Genomic DNA, 24,639 nt, shown 5'->3' on the forward strand with positions numbered 1-24,639 from the left:
TGCGCCCCTATCTGGCCGAGGCGCGTCGGGTGATCGGGCTGATGCCGGGGCCGCAAGGGGTGATGGCGTGGCCGGTGGGGATGAAGAACGTGGCCTGTCTGATCGAGGAAACCCTGTGGCCGCTGGAAACCGGATCGGTGGATAAACTGGTGGTGATGCACGGGCTGGAAACCAGCGATCATCCGTTTGCCCTGCTGCAAGAATGCTACCGTGTGCTGGGCCCGGGGGGGCGGGCGTTGTTTATTGTGCCCAACCGCGTGGGCCTGTGGGCGCGGAGCGATCATACGCCGTTTGGCTATGGGCGGCCCTATAGTTTGGGGCAGCTTGAGGCGCTGCTGAAAAGTCACGGGTTGATCCCCGAGCGCCATGTCGGGGCATTATATGCGCCACCGTCACACAAACGGTTCTGGCTGCGCACGGCCGGATTTTGGGAAAAGGCGGGGCGGCGCATTCCGACTGTGGTGGCGGGCGGGGTGCTGATGGTCGAGGTCAGCAAACAGATACCGGCGCCCAAAAGACCGGGGTTGAGCGAGGCGGTTCGGCGTCCGTTACGGATACTGGAGGGGATGAAGGTTCCCGAGGCGAAACCGGTTTGAAGGGGTGAATGGGGTATATGAATTGGATATGAAAACCATATGAATTCCATATGATAAACTTTCGATTGTAACCCATTGAGTTATGCTCGATGTGACGCCCTGTAGGGCGGGGCCACCCCGCCGCTTTGCCTTGTCAATCTTGGATCAAATCGACAAGATGTACGCAATGTTAGAGATTACAGAAATAAATGATGAAGACAGTCTGGAAGAATGGCTGAAAGGCCAACCGTGCGAGGTGTTGATCTGGATCGCGCGGCGTGCTGCCATGCGGGTTTTGCCGATTTATTGGCAATGGGTTTATGAATCCAGCGTGGCTAAAAAAAATAAATTAACAACCCTCCCAGTTTTGCGATTTAATCTGGTTTCGGAAGTTATGCGCACTATGCCAGCGCTTGATATTTTTATCATTGAAGCTGCTACTGATGCCGCTTCTTCAAATGTCGCCGGTGCCTTCAACTTAATCAATAATGAAAGCAATGCCAGCTTTGCCACAAATGACCATGCTGCTGGCACTGCTGCCGGTGCCGCCTTCTATGCCGCCACTGCCGCCCACCATTCTGTCAATGTAGCCCGTTCCGTCCAAGGCTTACCAGGTTTCGCCGATAGGGCAAATTCCGCCATTAGGGATGCCAACAGAGCCGTGCGCGAAGCGAAGCGTTCCAGCGAAGACGTTGCCGATGCCGCCACTTGGAATGCTATTCGGTGGGACTGTGAAGCTATAAACGGGGCTGACAAGGATGAAATCTCTGCTCTGGCGCTGGAGCGCTTGCCGCTCTGGCATGATGAAGACAATCCGCTTCAGCCTGAATGGAAGGCGTTAAAGCATACATTGACTAAGCCCTCCCAGCCGCTTGATTGGGGGCTTTGGATCAAGTGGTATGACTCGGTTCTGAAGGGTGAGTCGCTGAACAAGGATATGCTGATCGAGATTGCTCAGATTAAGGGTGATGTTTGGGAGCAAGGTGAGGTTGTTGCCTTAAAATCGATCAACGAAATCTGTTTGCGGTATGAGGTTGCTGATCACGCACAAGAAGCTGCGAGATTACTGGCAAAGGAAAGGCAGGCCCCTGTTGGTATTGGCCACAACCGTCCACCTGATGAAATAGAAAAGACGCTACTTACTGAAGAAGATTTAGAATGCATTTCAGATGTGATTAATGAATTGAAAGATGCCGATTCAATCAAAGGGCAGGGCAAAGAGGAAACTGAAGATCAGATATCGAAGTTACGGGTCTGGTGGGAAAAGGCATCAGAGTTTGCCAAGGGTATTGCGCAGGATGTGAAATCTCGGGTGTCAAAAGACGCTGGTGGAGCGATTTATATAGGGTTGATTATTGCAGTTGAGAAATTGTTGGAAGCGCTGGTGAATTGGCTGCCGTTTTTGTAAGCGGCATGCCTAGCTTTCTATTCCCGTCATTTTGCAAAAATGTCAGCGCCCGACCTCCCCAAGGAGGGCGCTTTTGCACGGGCTCGTTTAGCAGTGAGGTTCGGAGGGATTGATAGTTAAATGCAAGTGGCGGTCACAGCACTATGCGCCCACCTAGGTCGGGCGCTGACATTTTTGTAAAACGGGTTGTTAATAACCGCATTGCTTTTGACTGCTCCCCGCAAACAAATTAGACGCAGATTCGCCCATTCCCCCTTGAATCCTCCCTCTGCACACAGATTTTATCGCCTCATTATGACGCACACCCGCTAAAACCCTATTATTACTGGCCAATGAGTTTCACAGAAACGTGCATTCGCCGTTGCCCCACCAAAACACCTCTGCTACACCCTGCACGAAATTAGGTGCATGCATTCGTATGTGCCACAGTCGTCCCTTGCGCGAACCAGTGCAGACCTAAGGGGACCAGGACAGCGGAAGGGTGGACGTGTCTGAACCAGCTTCAATCTCATCTGGCATCGCCGCGCGCTATGCGACGGCGATTTTCGAATTGGCCGTTGAGGGCAAAAAACTGAAAGTGCTTGAAGGGGATGTGAATGCCCTTGATACAGCGCTTGCAGATAGCCCTGATTTTGGCGTGTTGATCAATTCGCCGATTTATACCCGCGTCCAGCAAGGTGCGGCGATCACGGCGATTGCCACAAAAATGAAACTCTCGCCCATCGTGAAAAACACGCTGGGCCTGATGGCGTCTAACCGCCGTCTTTTTGTGCTGCCGCAATTGGTCGTCAGCCTGCGTAAACTGATCGCGGATGAAAAAGGCGAAGTGACCGCCGAAGTGACGTCGGCAAAGGCGTTGACCAAAGCACAGAGTGACAGTCTTGCCAAAACGCTAAAGGCTAGCATTGGCAAAGATATAGTAATCAAATCTTCCGTCGATGCTTCAATCATCGGCGGTTTAATCGTTAAAGTTGGCTCGAAGATGATCGACACCTCGATCAAATCGAAGCTGGGCAATCTGCAAAATGCAATGAAAGAGGTCGGATAATGGGCATCCAAGCAGCCGAAATTTCTGCGATCCTTAAGGACCAGATCAAGAACTTTGGGAAAGAGGCCGAAATGGCCGAAGTCGGCCGTGTGCTGTCCGTCGGTGACGGGATTGCACGGGTTTACGGGCTGGATAACATCCAGGCTGGTGAAATGGTTGAATTCCCCGGTGGTATCCGCGGAATGGCGCTGAACCTTGAGGCTGACAACGTTGGTGTTGTTATCTTCGGCACCGACCGTGACATCAAAGAAGGTGACACCGTCAAGCGGACCAAATCCATCGTGGACGTTCCTGTCGGGGACGAATTGTTGGGGCGCGTTGTTGACGGCCTTGGCAACCCGATTGACGGCAAGGGTCCTGTCAAAACCAAGAAACGCGCTGTTGCGGATGCCAAGGCGCCCGGCATTATCCCGCGTAAATCGGTTCACGAGCCGATGGCGACTGGTCTGAAATCTGTGGATGCGATGATCCCGATTGGCCGTGGCCAGCGCGAGCTGATCATTGGTGACCGCCAAACCGGTAAAACCGCTGTGGCACTGGATACGATCCTGAACCAGAAGTCATATAATGATGCGGCTGAGTCTGAGTATGACAAGCTATACTGTATCTATGTGGCGATTGGGCAAAAGCGTTCAACCGTGGCGCAGTTGGTGAAGAAACTGGAAGAATCTGGCGCGATTGAATATACAACCATTGTGGCCGCGACTGCTTCTGATCCCGCACCAATGCAGTTCCTTGCACCCTATGCCGCCACAGCGATGGCCGAGCATTTCCGTGACAATGGTCGCCACGCGCTGATCATCTATGATGATCTGTCCAAGCAAGCGGTTTCCTATCGTCAAATGTCGCTGTTGTTGCGTCGTCCACCAGGGCGCGAAGCCTATCCTGGCGATGTTTTCTATCTGCACTCAAGATTGCTGGAGCGTTCCTCGAAACTGAACGAGGATTTCGGGTCCGGTTCCTTGACCGCATTGCCGATCATTGAAACACAGGGCGGCGACGTTTCGGCGTTTATTCCGACCAACGTGATTTCGATCACTGACGGGCAAATCTTCCTTGAAACTGAACTGTTTTACCAAGGCATCCGCCCTGCTGTAAACACAGGTCTGTCGGTTTCGCGGGTTGGATCAAGTGCGCAAACCAATTCGATGAAATCTGTAGCGGGTCCGGTTAAACTGGAACTGGCGCAGTACCGAGAAATGGCGGCGTTTGCGCAGTTCGGGTCCGATCTGGATGCGGCGACACAAGCCATGCTTAACCGTGGTGCGCGTCTGACCGAGCTGATGAAGCAACCGCAGTATTCGCCCCTGACCAACGCCGAAATCGTGTTGGTGATCTATGCCGGTACCAAAGGGTATCTGGATAAGGTTGCCGTCAAGGATGTTGGCCGTTTTGAAGAAGGTCTGCTGGCCCATCTGCGTCAGAAAAACGCTGATTTGCTGGCTGAAATCACCAACAAAGATCCAAAGATCAAAGGTGAGATCGAAGACAAGATCAAAGCAGCACTTGACGCATTCGCAGCGGATTTCGCTTAATTTTAATGGCTTAAGGGTGGGAATTGGTAAATGCCAAATCTTAAGGACCTAAAAAACCGGATCGGAAGCGTCAAGAACACGCGCAAGATCACCAAAGCCATGCAAATGGTTGCCGCAGCGAAACTTCGCCGCGCACAAGAGGCTGCCGAAGAAGGCCGCCCCTATACAGCACGTATGAATGCTGTGTTGGGCGGGCTGGCAGCGTCGGTTGGTGATAGTGAATCCGCGCCAAAACTGCTTAGCGGCAGTGGTGCGGATGCTGTGCATTTGCTGATTGTGATGACCGGTGAACGCGGGCTGTGTGGCGGGTTTAACTCGTCCATCGTCCGGATGGCGCGCGCCAAGGCCGTCGACCTGATTGCGGCGGGCAAAACGGTAAAAATGATAACGGTCGGCAAAAAAGGCCGTGATCAGTTGAAGCGGGAATATGGTGATCAGATGATCAACCATGTTGACCTGACCGAAGTGAAGCGGGTTGGCTACGTGAACGCGCATGACATCGCCCGCGATGTTCTGGGCCGCTTTGACGATGGTGAATTCGACGTTGCGACGATATTCTACAACACGTTTGTAAATGTCGCGTTGCAGGAACCAACGTTGCTGCAAATCATTCCTGCGTCTTTTGAAGCATCTGATGATGCCGATGCGGGCACCGTATATGATTACGAGCCGGGCGAGGACGAGATCCTGAAGGATTTGCTGCCACGCGGTGTGGCGACGCAGATTTTCTCGGCGCTGCTGGAAAATGGCGCGTCCGAGCAAGGTGCGCGGATGTCTGCAATGGACAACGCAACACGGAACGCTGGCGATATGATTGATGCGCTGACGATCGAGTATAACCGCTCGCGTCAGGCTGTCATCACCAACGAGCTGATTGAAATTATTTCGGGTGCCGAGGCACTCTAGAAAAAGCGGAGAATTGATTATGGCAAAAGCGAAAGCAACAGGCAAAGTCACGCAGGTGATTGGTGCCGTCGTCGACGTTCATTTTACGGGTGAATTGCCCAACATTCTGAACGCTGTCGACACAACAAACAACGGCAAGAAGCTGGTGTTGGAAGTGTCCCAGCATCTGGGCGAAAACACAGTGCGCTGTATTGCGATGGACGGGACCGAAGGTCTGGTGCGGGGCGAAGCCGTGACAGACACGGGCGAGCCGATCATGATGCCGGTTGGCACCGCGACGCTTGGCCGTATCCTAAACGTGATCGGCGAGCCGGTTGACGAAAAAGGCCCTGTGGAAACCAAAGCCCGCCGTGCGATCCACCAGGAAGCACCGGATTTTGCCGACCAGTCCACCGAGGCTGAAATCCTGATCACAGGTATCAAGGTGATCGACCTTTTGGCCCCCTATACCAAGGGTGGTAAAATTGGTCTGTTCGGGGGTGCCGGTGTTGGTAAAACCGTTCTGATTATGGAATTGATCAACAACATCGCCAAGGTTCATTCGGGTGTGTCGGTGTTTGCCGGTGTTGGCGAGCGGACGCGTGAAGGCAATGACCTTTACCACGAGATGATTGAATCCGGTGTTATCGTTCCTGATAACCTTGAGGATAGTAAAATTGCGCTGGTCTACGGCCAGATGAACGAGCCTCCCGGAGCACGTATGCGGGTTGCCCTGTCCGGCCTGACACTGGCCGAGCAGTTCCGCGATGAAACTGGCGCTGACGTGTTGTTCTTTGTTGATAACATCTTCCGCTTTACCCAAGCGGGTTCCGAGGTTTCGGCGCTGTTGGGTCGTATCCCATCTGCTGTGGGCTATCAGCCAACGCTGGCCACGGACATGGGCACGATGCAGGAACGGATTACATCAACCAAATCGGGATCGATTACATCTGTTCAGGCTATCTATGTGCCTGCCGATGACCTTACCGATCCCGCGCCTGCGACTTCGTTTGCTCACTTGGATGCGACCACGGTTCTTGACCGTGCGATCTCCGAACTGGGGATTTACCCCGCTGTGGATCCGCTGGGTTCCACCTCGCGTCTGCTTGATCCGGCACTTGTTGGTGAAGAGCACTACAAGGTTGCCACAGACGTTCAGCAGGTTTTGCAACGCTATAAATCGCTGCAAGACATCATCGCCATTCTGGGCATGGACGAGTTGAGTGAAGAAGATAAACTGGCCGTGGCCCGTGCGCGTAAAATTCAGCGCTTCCTGTCGCAACCTTTTGATGTTGCTAAGGTATTTACTGGTTCTGACGGCATTCAGGTTCCAATGGAAGACACGATCGCATCGTTCAAAGCTGTTGTGGCCGGTGAATATGACCACCTGCCCGAAGGTGCCTTCTACATGGTTGGCGGCATCGAAGATGTGATTGCCAAAGCCGAGAAAATGGCCGCTGACGCAGCCTAAGGAGAGTTTCAAATGGCTGATACAATGCAATTTGATCTGGTGTCACCGGAACGCAGCCTTGCGTCGCGATCTGCGACCGAGGTTATGCTTCCGGGGTCCGAAGGGGACATGACAATCCTGCCGAACCACGCGCCGGTTCTGACCACATTGCGCCCCGGCGTGGTGAAGGTTTCAGGCCCTGACGGAGATGCGGATTATGTGGTTACCGGCGGTTTTGTCGAAATCTCACCCGAGGGTGTTTCGGTTCTGGCCGAGCAAGCGCATGTAGGGTCGGACGTGAAGAAGGAAGACCTGGAAGGGGTTCTGAGATTCGCGCGTGAACAGGCCGAGAAGGCTGGCGATGAGGACAAGAGCGCCGCCGAGAAGCTGGTTGCCGATATGGTGCAACTGCTTGACGACATGGAGTGATCCTAGGTCTTGCTATATAATTCCTGAAAGGCTCCGGATACGGGGCCTTTTTACTTTTGTTAACTGTTTTTTTATTTAATATTTGAATTATTATTATATTTGCTCCCTAACGATGGGTGTAAGCACGCCAAAGAGGGCCGGATGAAGAAACTGAACAGCAATTCGCTCGGTATTGAGAATGGCTCGGTCATGCTGTTTTCGGACTATCAGCATGATGGCGTGATGTGGACCGGCGAAGGGGCACGCGAATTTCGAAAGGTGGTGGTGTTTGACGAGCCATTTGTCAAAACACCTGTGGTGCAGGTTGGAGTTTCGATGTGGGATTTTGACCGTGATACCAATCAGCGGGCGGATATATCTGCCGAAATGGTAAACCCCGAAGGATTTGCTCTGGTTTTTCGGACGTGGGGCGATACGCGGATTGCCCGCGTGCGTGCCGACTGGATTGCGTTTGGTGAAGTGAACAGCGAAGACGACTGGTCGCTATATTAGGTTTTCTGACCCCATTTGCTGCCTTTATACAGCGGCGATAATGTATTTACGTCAAACAGGGATGACACGGACGTGCCTTCCCATGTGTTTAATATTGCTTGGGAAAATAGCGGTGCCACGGGCACGATGCGGATTTTGCGCGCGTCTTTGACCGGCAGGGTTGGCATGATTGAATCGGTTATCACCAGATGTTTCATCACCGAATTTTCGATCCGTTCAACGGCAGGGCCGGATAGAACGCCGTGGGTGATGTAGGAATGCACTTCTAGTGCCCCGTGATCCATGATCACTTCGGCGGCCTTGCACAGAGTGCCCGCGGTATCGCAAATGTCATCGACGATGATACAGATCTGGCCTTTGACATCGCCGATCACCTTCATTTCTGCCACTTCACCGGGTTTGGTGCGGCGTTTGTCGACGATTGACAGGCCACTGCCGATACGCTGGGCCAAATCGCGGGCGCGTGCCACACCGCCAGCATCAGGGGAAACAATAGTTACCTTATCCATCCGGTCGCCAAAGTGGTGCATGATATCGAGTGTAAACACCGGCGAGGCGTAGAGGTTATCGACCGGAATATCGAAGAACCCCTGAATTTGAGTGGCGTGCAGATCCATCGTTAGAACGCGATCAATACCGGATTCTACAATCATATTGGCCACAAGTTTAGCGGTGATCGGGGTGCGGGCCTTGGTGCGTCGGTCTTGGCGGGCGTAGCCGAAGTAAGGGATCACAGCCGTGATGCGGGCCGCCGAGGAGCGGCGCATGGCATCGGCAATGATCAACAATTCCATCAGGTTGTTATTGGCGGGTTTCGATGTGGGCTGGATGATAAAGATGTCCTCGTCACGCACATTTTCATACACTTCGACGAATATTTCCTGATCATTGAATTGTTCCACCCGCGCATCCAGAAGGCTAATATCCATGCCCCCGTTCATTGTGGCGTATCGGGCTATTTCTTCAGCTAAGGGTTGGTTGGCGTTTCCGGAAATCAGCATCGGCTTAGCATTGATTGGCATGAAGGCAAGTCCCCGTGTGGTAGCAGGTGGATGTCAGATTCGCAGCGTTGACACCGCTTACCATCCGGCTAGGCTCATGGGAAGGAAAACGCGTTGGAAAGGTGCCGGAAAATGGCCGATATCGATTATTATTTTGCAAGTGTGTCGCCCTACACATATTTGGCGGGCAAACGGCTGGAAGCGATTGCGAAAAAGCATGGGGCGGCGATTAATTACAAGCCACTGGATATTGTGGCGCTGTTTGCCCGCACTGGTGGGATACATCCAAAAGAACGTCACCCGACACGGCAGGATTACCGCCTACAGGAATTACGTCGCCAGTCGGCCAAGGCGGGGCTTGCATTAAACCTGAAGCCCGCGTTCTGGCCGACCAATACGGCCCCCAGTTCCTATGCGATTATCGCGGCGCAAAATGCGGGCGGCGGGGATTTGGGTGCATTGGTACATGGCATCACGGCGGCCTGTTGGGCGGAGGATAAGGACATTGCGGATGAGGGTGTGATCCGTGGATGTTTATCGGCGACGGGGTTTGATCCTGAATTGGTGAATTCGGGGATGTTGCAGGGTGCCGAAACCTATGCGCGAAATTTGGAGGATGCCGTGGCGGCAGGGGCCTTTGGGGCGCCGTTTTACATCACCGATAGCGGCGAGCGGTTTTGGGGTCAGGACCGGCTGGATGATCTAGATTGGTATCTGGAGAGCATTGGTTAGCCGGTGGTTTATTCGCAAGTTTGGGGAGCGGGGGCGCAGGCGGCATTGCTGTTGCATTGCTCGCTTGCCTCATCGGATGCGTGGCGCGGTGTGGCGGGGCATCTAGCGGATGGGTTAGCCATGACCGGGTTTGATTTTCGCGGTCACGGGAAATCGGCGGACTGGGATGGGGCGGGTGATTATCATAGCATTTGCACTGCGGATGCGGGTGGGTTTCTGAAGCGCCCGATGCATCTGATCGGGCATTCCTTCGGGGCAACGGTGGCGCTGCGGTTGGCGTTGGAGCGGCCTGATATGGTGCGCAGTCTGACGATGATCGAGCCGGTGTTTTTTGCTGTGGCAAAGGGCACGGCTGCCTATGCGGACCATACACAGGAATTTCAGCCGTTTGTGGATGCGATGCAGCGCGGGGCAGACGAGGCCGCAGCGCAAGCGTTCACCGATGTATGGGGGACGGGTGCGGATTGGGTAAAGTTGCCCGCCGAAATGCGGGCCTATGTGACGAAACGTATTGGTTTGATCCCGGCGACGGTGCCAACCCTTTATGACGATAGTGCGGGGATGGCGGTAGCGGGGCTGCTGGAGGGGGTGAAATGCCCTGTGTTACTGGTTGAGGGCACAGCATCGCCCAGCATTGTGGCCGCTATTAATGATGCGCTGGCAGCACGGTTGCCGGATGTGCAGCGGGTTAAGGTCGAGGGGGCATCGCATATGGTTCCGATCACCCATAGTGCGCAGGTGGCGGCGGCGATTTCTGAATTTCTTAGCCTCTGACCAGTGCCAGAAACCGGTCGATGTTTTCCTCGGTCGCGGACCAGTCACAAACCAGACGCGCGGTCAGGATTTCATCTGGATCATCGCCGTCTAGCGCGCCCTCGATCACATAATACTGCGCCCCCGCATCATGCAACCGCTGGTGGCCCGCACGGGGCCATCTGGCGAATATAATGTTGGCCTCGGGTTCATGTAGAAACGAAGTGTTTTCCATTTGCTTTAACCCCGCTGTCAGGCGGGCTGTTGCGGCGTTGGCGGATCGGGCGGTTTGGAGCCACAGATCACCGGATAAATAGGCCGACATTTGCGCTGCCATATAGCGGTTCTTGGAGGGCAGGTGCGCCCCGCGTTTGCGGCGCAGCTCGAACTCCCACGCGTGTTCGGGATCGAAAAAGATCACCGCTTCGACCCCCATGCAGCCGTTTTTGGTGCCACCAAAGCTGACAGCATCAATGCCGGCCTTCCATGTCATTTCGGCGGGCGTGCAACCAAGCGCAGCAAGTGCGTTGGCAAAGCGTGCGCCGTCCAGGTGGGTGGACATGCCGTATGATTTGGCGATGTCACAGAGAGTTTTAATTTCATCGACGGAATAGACCGTACCGCGTTCGGTCACTTGGGTGATCGACAGGGGGCCGCGTTGCGGGCCGTGGACGCCGCGGGTTTCCTCGGCCTCAATTTTACGGCGCAGTTTGTCGGGATCGATTTTTGCGTTCGGGCCACCAACGAGGGTGAGCTTGGTGCCGCCGGTAAAAAATTCCGGCGCGTTGCATTCGTCCTCGTGGATGTGGGCGACGGGAGAGCAAAATATGGTTTCCCACGGCTGCGCCAGAGTGGCGAGGATTAACGAGTTGGACGCCGTGCCGGTCGAGACCAGATAGACGGCGGCATCGGGGGCTTCAAAGACCTCGCGGATCTGGCCACGCACCTTGTCCATCATCGCGTCATCGCCGTAGGGCATGGCGTATCCGGTGTTGGCACGGTTTAACGCATCCATGATACTTGGGTGGACAGGGCCGGTGTTATCTGAAGCAAAAAACATCTATAGATCCTCGATTATATGGTCTTCCCATTCTTCTTCGGGCACTTCGAATTCCGGCACGGTCCAGCCGCGCACGGATTGGCCCGCATCATGCACCGTTTGGGCGCTGCCCGATATCAGCGGATGCCAATCGTAGAGCGGTTTGCCGTCATAGACCAGACGGTAGGCGCAGGTCGAGGGCATCCAGTAGGCGATTTTGCTGATGTTTTGCGGGGTCAGGTGGACACAGTCGGGCACGAATTGCAGGCGAATGTCATATTGGCCACAGTGGCAGGTTTCGCCATCCAGCAGGCGGCAGGCGACGCGGGTAAAGGCGATTTCGCCTGTGTCGGGGTCTTCGAGTTTATTGAGGCAGCATTTACCGCAGCCGTCGCACAGCGCTTCCCATTCTCTCGGGACAAGGTTTTTTAGCGGCACATTTTCCCAGAACCGGTCGCGCAATCCTGCGCGGTTTATGGGATCATCAGACATTATCTAGGATTTCGCGCGTGCGGGTGCAGTCAGCGTTCATCTGGGTGATCAGCGCCTCAAGGCTGTCGAACTTTGCTTCGGGGCGCAAATATTCAACCAAGGCGACGGACACATGGGCACCGTAGATGTCGCCTTTGAAATCAAAGATAAAGGTTTCAAGGTTTGGCAGGTTTTCCCCGAACATCGGGCGCACCCCCATGCTGGCGGCCCCATTATAGCTGCCGGAATGCGGGCCGGTCAGCACGTCTATTTTCACCGCGTAAACGCCGAATTTTGGTGGGTGCAGGCCGGTGATTGACATGTTGGCGGTGGGAAAGCCCAATTCGCGGCCGCGTTGATCGCCGCGTATGACTTCGCCCTCGATACGGTGCCAATGGCCGAGCATTTTGGCGGCATCAGCGGGGCGGCCATCAGTTAAAGCGGCGCGGATCGCGGTCGAGGAAACCTCGCCATCGCCAACCTCGATCAGGTCGGCCACGGTGACGCCAAAGCCCATTTGCGCACCAAACCGGACCAGATCAGACGCATCACCGCTGCGCCCCTTGCCGAAATGAAAATCAGCGCCAACCACGACGTGTTTCAGGCCCAAGCCGTCTTTGATCACATCGCTGGCGAATTCTTCAGCCGTCAGGTTGGACAAAAGGTTGTTGAAGTTCAGTTCAAACAGTTTTTCCACCCCGATTTTTTGCAACTGGCTGGCGCGGGCCTCGAACCCCATCAGCCGGAACGCGGGGGCGTCGGGGGCGAAGTATTGGCGCGGGTGCGGCTCGAACGTTACCACACCCAGCGGGCAGTCCAGATCGGTGGCGTGGCTGCGGGCAATATCGATCACTGCTTGGTGGCCCAGATGGACGCCGTCAAAATTTCCGATCGCGGCGGAAGCGCCACGGTCTTCAAGTTCGGCATACTGATAATCACGGATGATATGCATGGGATGTGGTTAGCTTTTGGCGCGGGTGGGTGCAAGCACCAAGGCGTCACCGGTGATGACGGTCGTTTCGCCCACGCGGGCGATACAATCCAGCGCCACGCGGCGTTTTTCAGGGATGATGTTGGTGACGGTGACGGTGGCTGTCACGGTGTCGCCAATGCGCACGGGGGCGGTGAAGCGCAGGTTTTGCGACATGTAGATGGAGCCATGACCGGGCAGACGCTCGCCAATCAGGGCGGAGAACAGGCCAGCGGACAGCATACCGTGCGCGATGCGGGTTTTGAAGATCGACGCCTTTCCTGCCGCGTCATCCAGATGCAGCGGGTTGCGGTCTTCGCTGACTTCGGCAAACAGGTTGATCGCATGTTCGTCAATCACTTTGGTGATCGAGCGGGACAGGCCAATTTCAAGGTCTTCTAGATAGATCGTGCCGATTTCAGGTGCGGTCATGGCGGTGTCCTAACGCAGTTGGCCCATGGTGAAGCGGGCCGTTGTCATTTCTTTTGCAAGGTAAGCTTCAAGCGCTTCTTTGTCTGGTTGATCGGTGGTTTTGGTTTCCGTCGCGGCCAATCCGCCCGAGATGAACAACGCGTCAAGGTCTTCGCCCATCGCGCCCTTTATGTCGGTCGCTATGCCGTCGCCGATGCACAGGATGCGGCTGTCGGGGATGCCGGTTTTCACCGCGTCCAGACGTCGGCGGGCAAGGTCGTAAATCGCCGGATAGGGTTTGCCGACGTAAACCACTTCGCCGCCCATTTCGGTGTAAAGTGCTGCCAGAGCGCCAGCGCAATATTCGCGCACGCCGCCACGGTCGACCACCAGATCGGGATTGGCGCAGAGCAGTTTTAGCCCCTTTGTTTTGGCCAGCAGGAATTCGGGGCGCATCACGGACGGGTCGGCGTGTGGATCAAACGGGCCGATACAGACGATGCCTTCGGCTTGCTCCAAGGGCACGCGCGATATGTTGACGGGGTCTTTGACGATGCTGATCGGATCAAAGAACGTCAGGTCGGAATCCGGCCCGATATACCAGACTTTTTCTCCCACAGCGCCACGGAACATGCTGGCGCGCGCACTATCGCCGGAACTCGCTATGGTGTCCCAGCTGTCGGCGGGCACATTCATGCCTTCGATCTGTTTTTGCACCGAGGCGCGGTGGCGCGGGGCGTTGGTCAGCAACACCACCGTGCCGCCGGTTTTGCGGTATTCCTGTAGGGCGGCGACGGCCTCGGGGAAGGCGATGACGCCGTTGTGCAGGCAGCCCCACAGGTCAACATAAAGCGCGTCGTAGCGATCGGATATATCGGCCAGCGCCGTGATGATTTGTGTCACGGCTCAGACTTTCAGATTTGGAATGATTTGTTTTTTGCGGCTAACGACGCCGGGCAGGATCACGCTGTCGCCTGATACGGTGATGCCGAATGATTTTTCGGCAACGGATTTCACCGCGTCATTTGGGATAAACAGGGTGGATTGCTCGTTCAGGATATCGACCACGAACAGCAGCACCTGATCAACGCCATCCTCGGTTGCGACGGCGGCCATGCTGTCCATGAGGCTGGCCTGACGTTCCAAAACGGTGGCGGGCGATGTGGTTTCCAGCACCGAGACGCGGAATTTGCTGGTGGCGACGTCGAACACTTTGGAGTCCAGCCGCAGCAGTTCGGCGTCCGAGAAATGCGAGATGTCGGATTTGGCTTTGAACATTTCTGCCGCGTATTCGGGGATGTCCAGATTCAGGTCTTTGGCCAGGCGGTGTGCCACAGATACATCGCGCGGGGTGGTGGTTGGCGAGCGGAATTCCAGCGTGTCGGACAGGATGCAGGACAGGATCAGACCCTTGATCGCATCGGGCATTTGACCCAGCGCCGGTTCACGCATGATGCTATACATTACGGTTGCAGTGGCGGCGACAGGGCGCAGGGTGATGTTGATCGGCCCCTTGGTGATCAGGCCACCTGCCAGCGCGTGGTGGTCGATGATCTGGCGGATGTCGGCGTTGCCGATGTTGGCGGGCAGCTCAGCCGGATTGTTGGTGTCAACGATCACGACTTTTTCGCCATCTTCCAGATCGGTGAGCACTTCGGGGGTCTCGAACCCCCAGCGTTTCAGCACAAAGTCGGCCTCGGTATTGGGCGCGCCCAGCACGTAGGCGGTGGCGGGTTTCTTGGCGATATCGTTCAGATACCACGCCCAGATCAGGGCGGAAGCCGTGGCATCGGTGTCGGGGGCGGTGTGGCCGAAGATTTTGATCATTGGGGTGTGTCCGTATATAGGGTTTGCGATTTTGCGTTCTTATAGGGGGGATGGGGCGGGTTGTCACCCGTTCTATGCGCCGATAACCTGTCGAGAACCAAGGATGCGATGCGATATGAACAAACCCCGCGAGACTGATCTATATCCCCCTGTGAAAGCCTACCTTGAGGCGCAGGGGTATGAGGTGAAGGGCGAGGTTGGGGCCGTGGATGTGATGGCGGTGCGCGGCGATGAAGACCCTGTGCTGGTCGAGTTGAAACTGGGGTTTTCACTGGCGTTGCTGCATCAGGGGATTGCGCGACAGGTGGTGACGGATGCGGTTTATCTGGCGGTGCCGCGTGTTGGCGGTAAGGGATTGAAAGACAATCTGGGTCTGTGCCGCCGATTGGGGCTGGGGCTGATGACGGTGCGGCTGCGCGACGGGTTTGTCGAGGTGCTGGTGGACCCGGCACCTTATAAACCGCGCAAGTCGGCCAAGCGCAAGGGGCGGTTGTTACGGGAATTTGCGCGGCGTGTGGGCGATCCGAATGCAGGCGGGGCGACGCGGGTGGGTCTGGTCACATCTTATCGCCAAGATGCACTGCGCTGCGCGACCTATTTATCGGACGAGGGGGCCTGTAAGGGCGCGGTGGTGGCCAAGGGGGCCGCGGTGCCCAAGGCGACGCGGATCATGGCGGATGATCATTACGGCTGGTTTGAGCGGGTCGAGGTGGGTGTCTATATGCTGACGCCCAAGGGGGTCGAAGGGTTGGCGACCTATGGCCGTGTTGAAGGCTAAAAACCTTCAACACGGCTCAGGGTGTAGCCCGCTTGTTCCAACAGATAGAGCAGGCCGTTTTTACCCGATAGATGTGCAGCACCAACCGCGACAAGGATGTTGTCGGCGTTATCGGTGGCGGGCAGGATCACATCCATCCAGTTGGCGTTGCGGTCGGTCAGCATGGTGGTCTCAAGGTCTATGAACATTTCGGCGGCGGCGTCTGGGTCCAGAGGGAGGGCATCGCTGGCCTGAAGGCGGTTCAATTCCCAGATGGCGCGGTGGTCGCCGGACAGATAGGCCTCGATCAGTGTGGAAATCAGCGCGTCGCCGTTTTGGGCGGTTCCTAGAGCCATACGGATATTGTCCAACTCGTCATTGCCATCATCATCGCTGCCAAACAGCGAGAACAGGATGTCAAAAGGCTCAAGCGCACGGGTGGCTATGTTCTGGCTTTCGGCCCGCGCCATGATGCGATGATCTACCCCGTTTTGCTCGGCCATCCCCGCCATAGCACAGGGCGGAATTGCCAGCATCATTGACACATACCAAGGCTGCATTTTGCTGACCATAAAGCCGGGGATGCCACGGGCGGACATTTCTGCGGTTAACAGGCTCCAGTCCTCGGGCGACAGACGGTCGGGTAGGGTTGGACCATCGGTGATGAACATCAGCGACGCATCGGTGAGCATCGCGGATTTGAGCTGTTCCATTGTTTCGCGGGTGGCCTCGAGCAGGATCAAGTCGGCGGTGTCAACGATAGACCAGAGCGGTTCAAGGTAGGTGTCCAGCCGTTCGTCAGTCAGGTGCATGGTGCCTATGATGTGGATGGTGTTGTCGCCTTTTTGGGCCCGCCACAGATTGCCGGACGGATAGGGGTGTGCGGCAACGGCGGCGTCTAGAATGGCGCGGTCCTCGGGGCTCATGGTTTCAAGCAGGTTTTCCCCGATGCATTGGGCAAAGGTGGGCAGGGCGAGAAGGGATAACAGGAAGGATAGGATGAAACGCATTTTCAGGCTCCGCTGGTGGGTTGGTCTATTAGGTATCGACTAAGTGTGGAAAATCAATGGCCGTGCTATGCTGGGGCAGTGATCGTTACGGTTTGGGGGAATGAATGGCATATCTGGATTTGAACGGGGTTCGGCTGCATTACACCGATACAGGGGCGGGCGACGTGGCTGTGGTGTTCTCGCACGGGTTGTTGTTTAGCACCGAGATGTTCGAGAGCCAGATCGCCCATCTTAAGGGGAAATACCGCTGCATTGCGTATGACCATCGTGGCCAAGGGCAAAGCGAAGCGCCCGAGGGCGGATATGACATGGACACGTTGACCGGTGATGCGGCGGCGTTGATCGCAGCACTGGGGGTTGAAAAGTGCCATTTTGTTGGCCTGTCGATGGGCGGGTTTGTGGCGTTGCGTATGGCGCTGGATTATCCTGATCTGGTGCGGTCCATCAGTGTGCTGGACAGCAGTGCCGATCCGGAGCCACAGGAAAATCACGGTAAATACAAGTTTCTGAATTTTGTTTTGCGCTGGTTCGGGGCGAAACCTGTGGTCGGGTCGGTTATGCCGATTATGTTTAGTCAGACGTTTCTGAAAGACCCCGACCGAAAAGAAGTGTGCGATAGATGGCGGCGGTTTTTGGGCCGGATTCCTGACAGAAAGGGCATGTCCAAGGCTGTGCGCGGCGTGATTGAACGCGAGGGGGTTTATGACAGGTTGGGCGAGATCAAAACGCCAACGCTGATCGTTGTGGGGGACGAAGACACCGCAACTGTGCCGGAAAAATCCGAGCGGATGCACGCCGCGATTGCGGGGTCGGAATATATGCTGGTGCCGCAGGGCGGGCATGTGTCCACGATTGATGCGCCAGAGGCGATCAACGCGGCATTGTCGGGCTTTTTTGACAAAGTTGACGGGGCTTGGATAAAAGAATCAACACCCGTCGGTTGACTCCCCCCCCCTGCATCCCTAAATCCATTCTGTTAGCACTCGACCCAATTGAGTGATAATGTGATTTTAACCTTGATCAAAGGAGCGTTCAAAGATGGCTTTTACACCACTTCATGACCGTGTTCTGGTACGTCGCCTTGAAGGCGAAGAGAAAACTGCTGGCGGGTTGATTATTCCCGATAGTGCAAAAGAAAAACCAGCCGAGGGCGAAGTTATCGCTTGTGGTGAGGGTGCACGCAAAGACAGCGGCGAATTGATCGCCATGGCTGTTAAAGCTGGCGACAAAGTGTTGTTTGGCAAATGGTCCGGCACCGAAGTTTCGATTGACGGCGAAGAGCTGTTGATCATGAAAGAAAGCGACATCATGGGCCTGCTGGGCTAGTCGCTGCACTTTCACAATCTTAAGAAATATCAGGAGTTTTAGAAAATGGCTAAAGAAGTCAAATTCGATACCGACGCCCGCAATCGTATGCTGGCTGGCGTAAACATTCTTGCCGACGCTGTAAAAGTTACATTGGGCCCCAAGGGTCGTAACGTAGTGATCGACAAATCGTTTGGCGCACCGCGCATCACCAAAGACGGTGTGACTGTTGCCAAAGAAATCGAACTGGAAGACAAGTTCGAAAACATGGGCGCACAGATGCTGAAAGAAGTAGCATCGCGCACCAATGACGAAGCAGGCGACGGCACAACAACAGCCACCATTCTGGCCCAGGCGATTGTTCGCGAAGGTCTGAAATCGGTTGCTGCTGGCATGAACCCGATGGATTTGAAACGCGGCATTGATCTGGCGACAACAGCTGCTGTTGCAACGATCAAGGATTCTGCGCGCGAAGTGAAAGACAGTGCAGAAGTTGCACAGGTCGGCACCATTTCCGCCAATGGCGAATCCGATATTGGCCAGCAAATTGCCGACGCTATGCAGCGTGTAGGCAATGAAGGTGTGATCACTGTTGAAGAGAACAAAGGTCTGGAAACAGAAACCGAAGTTGTTGAAGGCATGCAGTTTGATCGCGGCTACCTGAGCCCATATTTTGTCACCAACCCTGACAAAATGATCGCCGAGATGGAAGACTGCATGGTTCTGCTGCACGAAAAGAAACTTTCGTCGTTGCAAGCTATGGTTCCGCTGCTTGAGGCTGTGATCCAGTCCGGCAAACCTTTGCTGATCATCGCTGAGGACATCGACGGCGAAGCGCTGGCAACTCTGGTTGTCAACAAACTGCGTGGCGGTCTGAAAATTGCAGCTGTTAAAGCACCTGGTTTCGGCGATCGTCGCAAAGCCATGTTGCAAGACATCGGCATTCTGACCGGTGGTCAGGTGATCTCTGAAGATCTGGGTATGAAACTGGAATATGTCACCATCGACATGCTGGGCTCCGCCAAGAAGATCCAAATCACCAAAGACGAGACCACAATCATTGATGGTAACGGTGAAAAAGCCGAGATCGAAGCGCGCGTCACCCAGATCCGCACTCAGATCGAAGAAACCACATCAGATTACGACAAGGAAAAACTGCAAGAGCGCGTGGCCAAATTGGCCGGTGGTGTTGCTGTTATCCGCGTTGGCGGCATGACCGAAATCGAAGTGAAAGAGCGCAAAGACCGCGTTGACGATGCCCTGAACGCGACCCGTGCGGCCGTGCAAGAAGGTGTTGTTGTTGGTGGTGGTGTTGCCCTGATGACGGCAGCCAAAGCGCTGTCCTCAGTTAAAGGTGACAACTCGGACCAAAACGCCGGTGTTGCAATCGTTCGTCGTGCGCTGGAAGCGCCGCTGCGTCAAATCGCTGAAAATGCGGGTGTTGACGGGGCTGTGGTTGCTGGCAAGGTTCGCGAATCTGATGACGCAACGTTTGGCTTTAACGCGCAGTCTGAGGAATATGGCGACATGTTCAAATTCGGCGTGATTGATCCGGCCAAAGTTGTGCGCACAGCACTGGAAGATGCAGCCTCTATCGCGGGTCTGCTGATCACCACCGAAGCCATGATCGCCGATAAACCAGCGCCAGCGGCTGCTGGTGGCGGTATGCCTGACATGGGTGGCATGGGCGGTATGGGCGGCATGATGTAAACGTTCAAATCTTGAAAAAGATTTGAACGTAGGCGGCAGGTGTTTGGCCATAAGGCCAAGCACCGAGAGCCTTAACGTCGTCACATGCAATACGATTTAGGGGCTGCCTTTGGGTGGCCCCTTTTTTATGCGTGGTGGCCCCTTTTTTATGCGTGGTGGTCGCTGGTTTTTGTGGACTACCTATCAGCGTACAACGAGGGTATTTACAGATGGGTCAATCACAATGAAGCAGGAGACAGTTTGCATGGGGCTTACAAAGTCTTTTGAATCGGCTTTGCTGGAGTGTGCGAACCAGATGCAGTTGGCAACCGATCCGTGGTGGATTATCGGCAGCGTATCAATGGCGCTGCACGGGTTCGATCCCGGGCCAATTGGCGACATAGATATTCTGGTTTCAAAAAAAGACGGGTTGGCACTTGGTCAGGAATGGGAATGCGAGAATTGCGCAGGTTCTGGTGCTGGGCGCTTCCGGTCCGATATATTGTTAAAGCACAGGGTTCTTGGGGTGGGGGTCGAAGTTATGGCGGGGTTGGAGGTTCGGCATCAAAGTGGCTGGCATCCAGTGTTGCCAAAAACACGCCAGAAGATTGTGCGACAAGGCGTTGTGTTGTTTGTTCCCGAACATACCGAAGTGATGAATATTTTCAGGCTGTTTGGGCGTGAAAAAGATATTGAACGGGCAAACCGAATGCGCGAAGCTATGCAAAAGCTAGGGTAAAACCCATGCGCCTGATCCTTCTCACCACCCTCGCCATGATCGCATTCGCCGCCAATTCGGTGCTGAACCGGTTGGCTTTGGTGGATGCGGGGATGGGACCGGCTGCTTTCGCGACTGTTCGGCTGGCTGCCGGAGCGGCTGTGCTGGGGGTGCTGGTTTGGGTTAGGGGCGGCGGGGTGAACCCCGTCCTGCGGCCCCGTCTGAAAGATGCGATAGGTCCGTTGTCCTTGGCGCTTTATATGCTGGGGTTTTCCTTTGCTTATGTCAGCCTGCCTGCAGGGGTGGGCGCGCTTTTGTTGTTTGGCGGGGTGCAGGTGACGATGTTTGCAGGCGCGATAATCTTGCGTGAAGAGGTGCCGCTACAGCGATGGCTTGGGGCAGGATTGGCGTTCAGCGGGCTGGTTTGGTTGTTGTGGCCTGGCGCTGGCGCGTCCCTACCGCTTGTCGGTGGCGTGTTGATGGCGGCGGCGGCGTTGGGGTGGGGTACCTATTCGTTGTTGGGGCGCGGGGCTACGGATGCGCTGGGGTCTACCGCGATGAATTTCCTGCTGGCGATGCCGCTGGCTGTGTTGGTGTTCGTTATCTTGCCGGACCGGATCACCGCGTGGGGCGTGGTGTTGGCGGCTTTGTCGGGCGGTGTGACCTCGGGGTTGGGCTATGCGCTATGGTACCGGATTTTACCGCAACTGGGGGCAACAAAAGCGGCTGTGGCGCAGTTAAGCGTGCCGGTGATTGCGATGGCTGGCGGCATCGTATTTCTGGATGAAACGATGAGCATGCGGATCATTGTGGCCAGCCTGTTGGTGCTGGGTGGGGTTGCAGTGTCAATGCGCCGCTAAGGGTATGGGTTATCTGACCTTTTAACGCTGCATCGCAAGGGCTATATGGCTGGATATGAAACGGTTATTGATCTTTATCTTCTTGTTGTTCCCCGGGCTGGCCAATGCCGATTGCGCGATTTTGGTGCATGGGCTGGCGCGTTCCAATGCATCATTGATGCTGATGGAACAGGCCTTGTCGCATGATGGATACGAGGTGGTGAATATTTCCTACCCCTCCACGCGCGAACCGCTGGAAGAACTGGTTTTGCATGGGCTGCCGGAAGCGGTGGAAGGGTGCGAAGGCCAGAAGGTGCATTTCGTGACGCATTCGATGGGCGGCATTCTGGTGCGGATGTATCTGGCACAAAACCGTTCTGAAAAAACGGGCCGCGTGGTGATGATGGCCCCGCCCAACAGCGGGTCGGAACTGGTTGATCTGCTGGGCGACTGGGAGTTGTTCCAGATGATCAATGGTCCGGCGGGGATGGAGCTGGGCACGGATCAGGGGTCAGTTCCAAACCGGTTGGGGGCTGCGGGGTATGAACTGGGCATTATTGCTGGAAACAGGTCGTTGAACCCGATGTATTCGGCGATGATCACCGGGGCGGATGATGGCAAGGTTTCGGTTGCGGCGACGCGGCTGGAGGGGATGCGCGACCATATCGTTTTGCCGGTGACGCACACCTATATGATGAACAGCCCGCTGGTGGTGGCGCAGGTGAAACTGTTTTTGGCCACCGGTGCGTTTGATCGCGATTTGAGCTATGCGGATGCGGTGCGGTTGAGTTTCGAGTAGCGCCAAAGAGATATTATGCCTCCGGCGGGGATATTTGTGGAACAATGATTGGGTTAGGTGGTGATCCGGTTTACGTGGCCCATTTTGCGGCCCTCTTTTATATCGGCTTTGCCGTAGAGGTGCAGCGCGGTATTTGGTTCTGCTGCCAGTGTGGCGACGCGGTCCATATCATCGCCGATCAGGTTTTCCATTGTGACGTCGCAGTGGCGTTTACCGTCGCCAAGCGGCCAGCCTGCCACAGCACGTATATGTTGTTCAAACTGGTCAATCGCACAGCCGTTCTGGGTCCAGTGGCCGGAATTGTGCACGCGCGGCGCGAATTCGTTGACGATCAGCCCTTGAGGGGTGACGAAGAGCTCAACCCCCATGACACCGACATAATCCAGCTCATTCAGGATGCGGGCAGCCAGCAGAACCGCGTCGGTGGTTTGCGCGGTGGTCAGGGTGGCGGGCACAGTGGTTGTGCGCAGGATGCCATCCACATGCACGTTTTCACCGGGATCAAAGCAAGCGATATCGCCGTGTTGACCGCGTGCAGCGATAACCGAGACCTCGTGACTGAAAGCAATGAACCCTTCCAGCAGGCTGGGGGCGCCCGCCATGTCGGTGTGGGCTTTGGCGGCGTCACCCGTGGCCATGATGCGGGCTTGGCCCTTGCCGTCATAGCCAAAGCGCCGCGTTTTCAGGATGGCAGGGGTGCCTGTGATTTCAAGGGCGGCGGTTAGATCATCCAGCGTATCGACGGTTGCAAAAGGGGCGGTGTTTAGCCCTAGCGATTGCAGGAATTCCTTTTCGGTCAGCCGGTCCTGCGAGGTGGCCAATGCACGGCGGTTCGGATGGATCGGGCGAAGGCGTTCCAGTGTATCCAGCGCTGATGTTGGGATGTTCTCGAACTCATAGGTGATCACATCGACGGCTTTGGCAAAATCCGTAAGGGCAGTATCATCGTCATAGGAGGCAGTGGTCACCTGATCGGCGACGTGGCCTGCGGGGGGATTGGCACCGGGCTCGAATATATGGGTTTTGAATCCGAGACGGGAGGCGGCGACCGAGAGCATGCGGCCCAACTGCCCGCCGCCAAGGATGCCGATGGTTGCGCCTTGGGCCAAGGCGGGGGGGAGTGGATTACTCATCAGATGGGGCATCCGGAATTGAGGCCGACAGGGCGGCGCGCCAAGCATCAAGCCGCGTGGCCAAAGCGGCATCATTCAGCGCGAGGATGCCAGCGGCCATCAGGCCCGCGTTGGCAGCGCCTGCTACCCCGATCGCCATAGTGGCCACAGGAAAGCCTTTGGGCATTTGCACGATAGAATAGAGGCTATCGACGCCAGATAGCGCTTTGGTCTGAATCGGAACGCCAACCACCGGAATGCGGGTTTTGCTGGCCATCATACCGGGCAGATGCGCGGCCCCACCAGCGCCCGCGATGATCACCTGCAAGCCACGATCAACAGCGGTTTTGCCGTAGTCCCATAACCGATCCGGTGTGCGGTGCGCCGAAACGATTTTTGTCTCGTAGGCGATGCCAAGTTCATCAAGAATATCCGCGGCCAGCTTCATGGTGGGCCAATCTGACTGGGAGCCCATGATGATGCCGATTTTTACGTCGGCCCCAATTTTTGTCTTTGTCATTGTGCCATCCTACATTGCGAGCGCGAACTATACCGATTGCGCAAGATCACGCAATAATATCGGGGGTCAAGTCGTCTTCTATCGCGGCGATCTGGTCTTTCAGACGCAATTTCTGGGTTTTCAGGCGGCGGATTGTCAGCTGATCGCCACGCCGGACCTCTTGAAGCGCATGGATCGCCTCGTCCAGATCGCGATGCTCGCGGCGTAAAACCTCTAGCCGGACGCGCTGCACGTCATCATGGTTCATTTCAATAGGGGTGTTCATTGGGGCATTGTTACCGTGAGTCGGTTACTAGAACATTCTGAATAGCCGTTTTTTTACGCTGCGGGAAGGGTTTGGCGTGATCAGGTGCCCTTGCACTGTGAGCTATGGCTGCCCATATCTTAAGGGAACGGGTTGCCGCATGCGGGGCCTGCACTGAACTGTCGCTTGATGAAGGACATGTTGATGACGAAATTAACGCTGAGCACACATCCCTTTTTGCTGGGGTTCGATCAGTTGGAACGACTGATGGAACGTACGGCGAAATCCGGCACGGATGGGTATCCGCCCTTTAATATCGAGCAAACCAGCGAGCACAGTTACCGCATCACACTGGCGGTGGCAGGGTTTGGCGAAGCTGAACTATCTATCACTGTCGAGGATCGCCAGCTGGTGGTGCGTGGTCGCCAAGGCGAGGTAGACGAGGGCCGCGTGTTTTTGCATCGCGGGATTGCGGCGCGGCAGTTTCAAAAGAGTTTCGTTTTGGCGGACGGGGTTGAAGTGGGGGAGGCCGCAATGGAAAACGGTTTGTTGCACATAGACCTTGCGCGGGCGACGCCTGATGCGGTGGTTCAGACGATTACGATTATCAAACGATAGCC

Annotated in this window: 29 protein-coding genes; 18 read left to right on the top strand and 11 right to left on the bottom strand. The window is 55.7% G+C overall.

What is annotated here, in order from left to right:
- The 8 genes from ACWB12_RS00755 to ACWB12_RS00790 all read left to right on the top strand — a co-directional run.
- Positions 1-596: methyltransferase domain-containing protein (locus ACWB12_RS00755; RefSeq protein ID WP_479528144.1), on the top strand; the 596-nt coding region annotated here is incomplete at its 5' end.
- 166 nt (positions 597-762) lie between these two features.
- Entirely contained in the window at positions 763-1,983 is a 1,221-nt protein-coding gene (locus ACWB12_RS00760) for a hypothetical protein (RefSeq protein ID WP_479528145.1), read from the top strand.
- A gap of 487 nt (positions 1,984-2,470) precedes the next feature.
- Entirely contained in the window at positions 2,471-3,031 is a 561-nt protein-coding gene (locus ACWB12_RS00765) for a F0F1 ATP synthase subunit delta (protein ID WP_479528146.1), read from the top strand.
- Positions 3,031-4,566 carry a F0F1 ATP synthase subunit alpha gene (gene atpA / locus ACWB12_RS00770; protein ID WP_479528147.1) on the top strand — a complete coding sequence of 512 codons (1,536 nt, stop codon included), beginning with the start codon at positions 3,031-3,033 and terminating at the stop codon, positions 4,564-4,566. The genes ACWB12_RS00765 and atpA overlap by 1 nt, the downstream gene beginning before the upstream one ends.
- A 30-nt stretch (positions 4,567-4,596) precedes the next feature.
- The gene (locus tag ACWB12_RS00775; RefSeq protein WP_479528148.1) at positions 4,597-5,472 is read left to right on the top strand and encodes a F0F1 ATP synthase subunit gamma; all 876 of its coding nucleotides are present in this window, start codon (positions 4,597-4,599) and stop codon (positions 5,470-5,472) included.
- 19 nt (positions 5,473-5,491) lie between these two features.
- Complete coding sequence (gene atpD / locus ACWB12_RS00780) at positions 5,492-6,922, top strand: F0F1 ATP synthase subunit beta (protein ID WP_479528149.1); 1,431 nt, start codon at positions 5,492-5,494, stop codon at positions 6,920-6,922.
- A 12-nt stretch (positions 6,923-6,934) separates the two neighbouring features.
- A complete protein-coding gene (locus tag ACWB12_RS00785) occupies positions 6,935-7,330 on the top strand; it encodes a F0F1 ATP synthase subunit epsilon (protein WP_479528150.1) in 396 nt (131 codons plus the stop codon).
- 141 nt (positions 7,331-7,471) lie between these two features.
- Positions 7,472-7,822, top strand: coding sequence for an H-type lectin domain-containing protein (locus tag ACWB12_RS00790; protein WP_479528151.1), 351 nt, complete (start codon positions 7,472-7,474; stop codon positions 7,820-7,822).
- Here the strand turns inward: ACWB12_RS00790 and ACWB12_RS00795 are convergent.
- On the bottom strand, positions 7,819-8,844 hold the full coding sequence (locus tag ACWB12_RS00795) for a ribose-phosphate pyrophosphokinase (protein WP_479528152.1): 1,026 nt from the start codon (positions 8,842-8,844) through the stop codon (positions 7,819-7,821). The genes ACWB12_RS00790 and ACWB12_RS00795 overlap by 4 nt on opposite strands.
- A 111-nt stretch (positions 8,845-8,955) precedes the next feature.
- Here ACWB12_RS00795 and ACWB12_RS00800 point away from each other — a divergent pair, with 111 nt between their 5' ends.
- Positions 8,956-9,555 (top strand): DsbA family protein, encoded by a 600-nt coding sequence (locus ACWB12_RS00800; protein ID WP_479528153.1) that lies wholly within the window; start codon positions 8,956-8,958, stop codon positions 9,553-9,555.
- A 3-nt stretch (positions 9,556-9,558) separates the two neighbouring features.
- Complete coding sequence (locus ACWB12_RS00805) at positions 9,559-10,329, top strand: alpha/beta fold hydrolase (RefSeq protein WP_479528154.1); 771 nt, start codon at positions 9,559-9,561, stop codon at positions 10,327-10,329.
- Here ACWB12_RS00805 and ACWB12_RS00810 read toward each other — a convergent pair.
- Genes ACWB12_RS00810 through ACWB12_RS00835 form a run of 6 tightly spaced genes read right to left on the bottom strand, consistent with a single transcriptional unit; the run spans position 10,319 to position 15,026 of the window.
- Positions 10,319-11,368, bottom strand: a complete 1,050-nt coding sequence (locus tag ACWB12_RS00810; RefSeq protein WP_479528155.1) for a threonine aldolase family protein — start codon at positions 11,366-11,368, stop codon at positions 10,319-10,321. The two genes, ACWB12_RS00805 and ACWB12_RS00810, sit on opposite strands and share 11 nt — an antisense overlap.
- The gene (locus tag ACWB12_RS00815) at positions 11,369-11,839 is read right to left on the bottom strand and encodes a YcgN family cysteine cluster protein (RefSeq protein ID WP_479528156.1); all 471 of its coding nucleotides are present in this window, start codon (positions 11,837-11,839) and stop codon (positions 11,369-11,371) included.
- The gene (locus tag ACWB12_RS00820; RefSeq protein ID WP_479528157.1) at positions 11,832-12,770 is read right to left on the bottom strand and encodes a bifunctional riboflavin kinase/FAD synthetase; all 939 of its coding nucleotides are present in this window, start codon (positions 12,768-12,770) and stop codon (positions 11,832-11,834) included. The genes ACWB12_RS00815 and ACWB12_RS00820 overlap by 8 nt, the downstream gene beginning before the upstream one ends.
- 9 nt (positions 12,771-12,779) lie before the next feature.
- The gene (locus ACWB12_RS00825) at positions 12,780-13,220 is read right to left on the bottom strand and encodes a MaoC family dehydratase (RefSeq protein ID WP_479528158.1); all 441 of its coding nucleotides are present in this window, start codon (positions 13,218-13,220) and stop codon (positions 12,780-12,782) included.
- 9 nt (positions 13,221-13,229) lie between these two features.
- Positions 13,230-14,102 (bottom strand): TIGR01459 family HAD-type hydrolase, encoded by an 873-nt coding sequence (locus ACWB12_RS00830; protein ID WP_479528159.1) that lies wholly within the window; start codon positions 14,100-14,102, stop codon positions 13,230-13,232.
- A 3-nt stretch (positions 14,103-14,105) separates the two neighbouring features.
- Positions 14,106-15,026, bottom strand: coding sequence for a manganese-dependent inorganic pyrophosphatase (locus ACWB12_RS00835; protein WP_479528160.1), 921 nt, complete (start codon positions 15,024-15,026; stop codon positions 14,106-14,108).
- Between the two features lie 115 nt (positions 15,027-15,141).
- Between ACWB12_RS00835 and ACWB12_RS00840 the strand changes: the two genes are divergently transcribed.
- Positions 15,142-15,804, top strand: a complete 663-nt coding sequence (locus tag ACWB12_RS00840; protein WP_479528161.1) for a DUF2161 domain-containing phosphodiesterase — start codon at positions 15,142-15,144, stop codon at positions 15,802-15,804.
- Here ACWB12_RS00840 and ACWB12_RS00845 read toward each other — a convergent pair.
- On the bottom strand, positions 15,801-16,793 hold the full coding sequence (locus tag ACWB12_RS00845; RefSeq protein WP_479528162.1) for a TraB/GumN family protein: 993 nt from the start codon (positions 16,791-16,793) through the stop codon (positions 15,801-15,803). The genes ACWB12_RS00840 and ACWB12_RS00845 overlap by 4 nt on opposite strands.
- Before the next feature lie 104 nt (positions 16,794-16,897).
- On the opposite strand from ACWB12_RS00845, the gene ACWB12_RS00850 reads away from it, so the two are divergent.
- The 6 genes from ACWB12_RS00850 to ACWB12_RS00875 all read left to right on the top strand — a co-directional run bounded on the left by ACWB12_RS00850 (position 16,898) and on the right by ACWB12_RS00875 (position 22,143).
- Positions 16,898-17,737, top strand: coding sequence for an alpha/beta fold hydrolase (locus tag ACWB12_RS00850; RefSeq protein WP_479528163.1), 840 nt, complete (start codon positions 16,898-16,900; stop codon positions 17,735-17,737).
- A gap of 94 nt (positions 17,738-17,831) precedes the next feature.
- Complete coding sequence (locus tag ACWB12_RS00855) at positions 17,832-18,119, top strand: co-chaperone GroES (protein ID WP_479528164.1); 288 nt, start codon at positions 17,832-17,834, stop codon at positions 18,117-18,119.
- A 45-nt stretch (positions 18,120-18,164) separates the two neighbouring features.
- A complete protein-coding gene (gene groL / locus ACWB12_RS00860) occupies positions 18,165-19,808 on the top strand; it encodes a chaperonin GroEL (RefSeq protein ID WP_479528165.1) in 1,644 nt (547 codons plus the stop codon).
- A gap of 244 nt (positions 19,809-20,052) precedes the next feature.
- Positions 20,053-20,526 (top strand): hypothetical protein, encoded by a 474-nt coding sequence (locus ACWB12_RS00865; RefSeq protein ID WP_479528166.1) that lies wholly within the window; start codon positions 20,053-20,055, stop codon positions 20,524-20,526.
- A 5-nt stretch (positions 20,527-20,531) separates the two neighbouring features.
- The gene (locus ACWB12_RS00870; RefSeq protein ID WP_479528167.1) at positions 20,532-21,365 is read left to right on the top strand and encodes a DMT family transporter; all 834 of its coding nucleotides are present in this window, start codon (positions 20,532-20,534) and stop codon (positions 21,363-21,365) included.
- 55 nt (positions 21,366-21,420) lie between these two features.
- Positions 21,421-22,143 (top strand): esterase/lipase family protein, encoded by a 723-nt coding sequence (locus ACWB12_RS00875; protein ID WP_479528168.1) that lies wholly within the window; start codon positions 21,421-21,423, stop codon positions 22,141-22,143.
- Between the two features lie 53 nt (positions 22,144-22,196).
- Here ACWB12_RS00875 and ACWB12_RS00880 read toward each other — a convergent pair whose 3' ends face one another.
- The 3 genes from ACWB12_RS00880 to ACWB12_RS00890 are packed head-to-tail and all read right to left on the bottom strand — an operon-like array spanning position 22,197 to position 24,040.
- The gene (locus ACWB12_RS00880) at positions 22,197-23,276 is read right to left on the bottom strand and encodes a 5-(carboxyamino)imidazole ribonucleotide synthase (RefSeq protein ID WP_479528169.1); all 1,080 of its coding nucleotides are present in this window, start codon (positions 23,274-23,276) and stop codon (positions 22,197-22,199) included.
- The gene (gene purE, locus ACWB12_RS00885) at positions 23,269-23,775 is read right to left on the bottom strand and encodes a 5-(carboxyamino)imidazole ribonucleotide mutase (protein ID WP_479528170.1); all 507 of its coding nucleotides are present in this window, start codon (positions 23,773-23,775) and stop codon (positions 23,269-23,271) included. The genes ACWB12_RS00880 and purE overlap by 8 nt, the downstream gene beginning before the upstream one ends.
- Before the next feature lie 46 nt (positions 23,776-23,821).
- Positions 23,822-24,040 carry a YdcH family protein gene (locus tag ACWB12_RS00890; RefSeq protein WP_479528171.1) on the bottom strand — a complete coding sequence of 73 codons (219 nt, stop codon included), beginning with the start codon at positions 24,038-24,040 and terminating at the stop codon, positions 23,822-23,824.
- Between the two features lie 183 nt (positions 24,041-24,223).
- Between ACWB12_RS00890 and ACWB12_RS00895 the strand changes: the two genes are divergently transcribed.
- Positions 24,224-24,637 (top strand): Hsp20 family protein, encoded by a 414-nt coding sequence (locus ACWB12_RS00895; RefSeq protein ID WP_479528172.1) that lies wholly within the window; start codon positions 24,224-24,226, stop codon positions 24,635-24,637.
- Positions 24,638-24,639 lie beyond the last annotated feature (2 nt).

It is taken from the genome of Profundibacter sp., assembly GCF_056498605.1.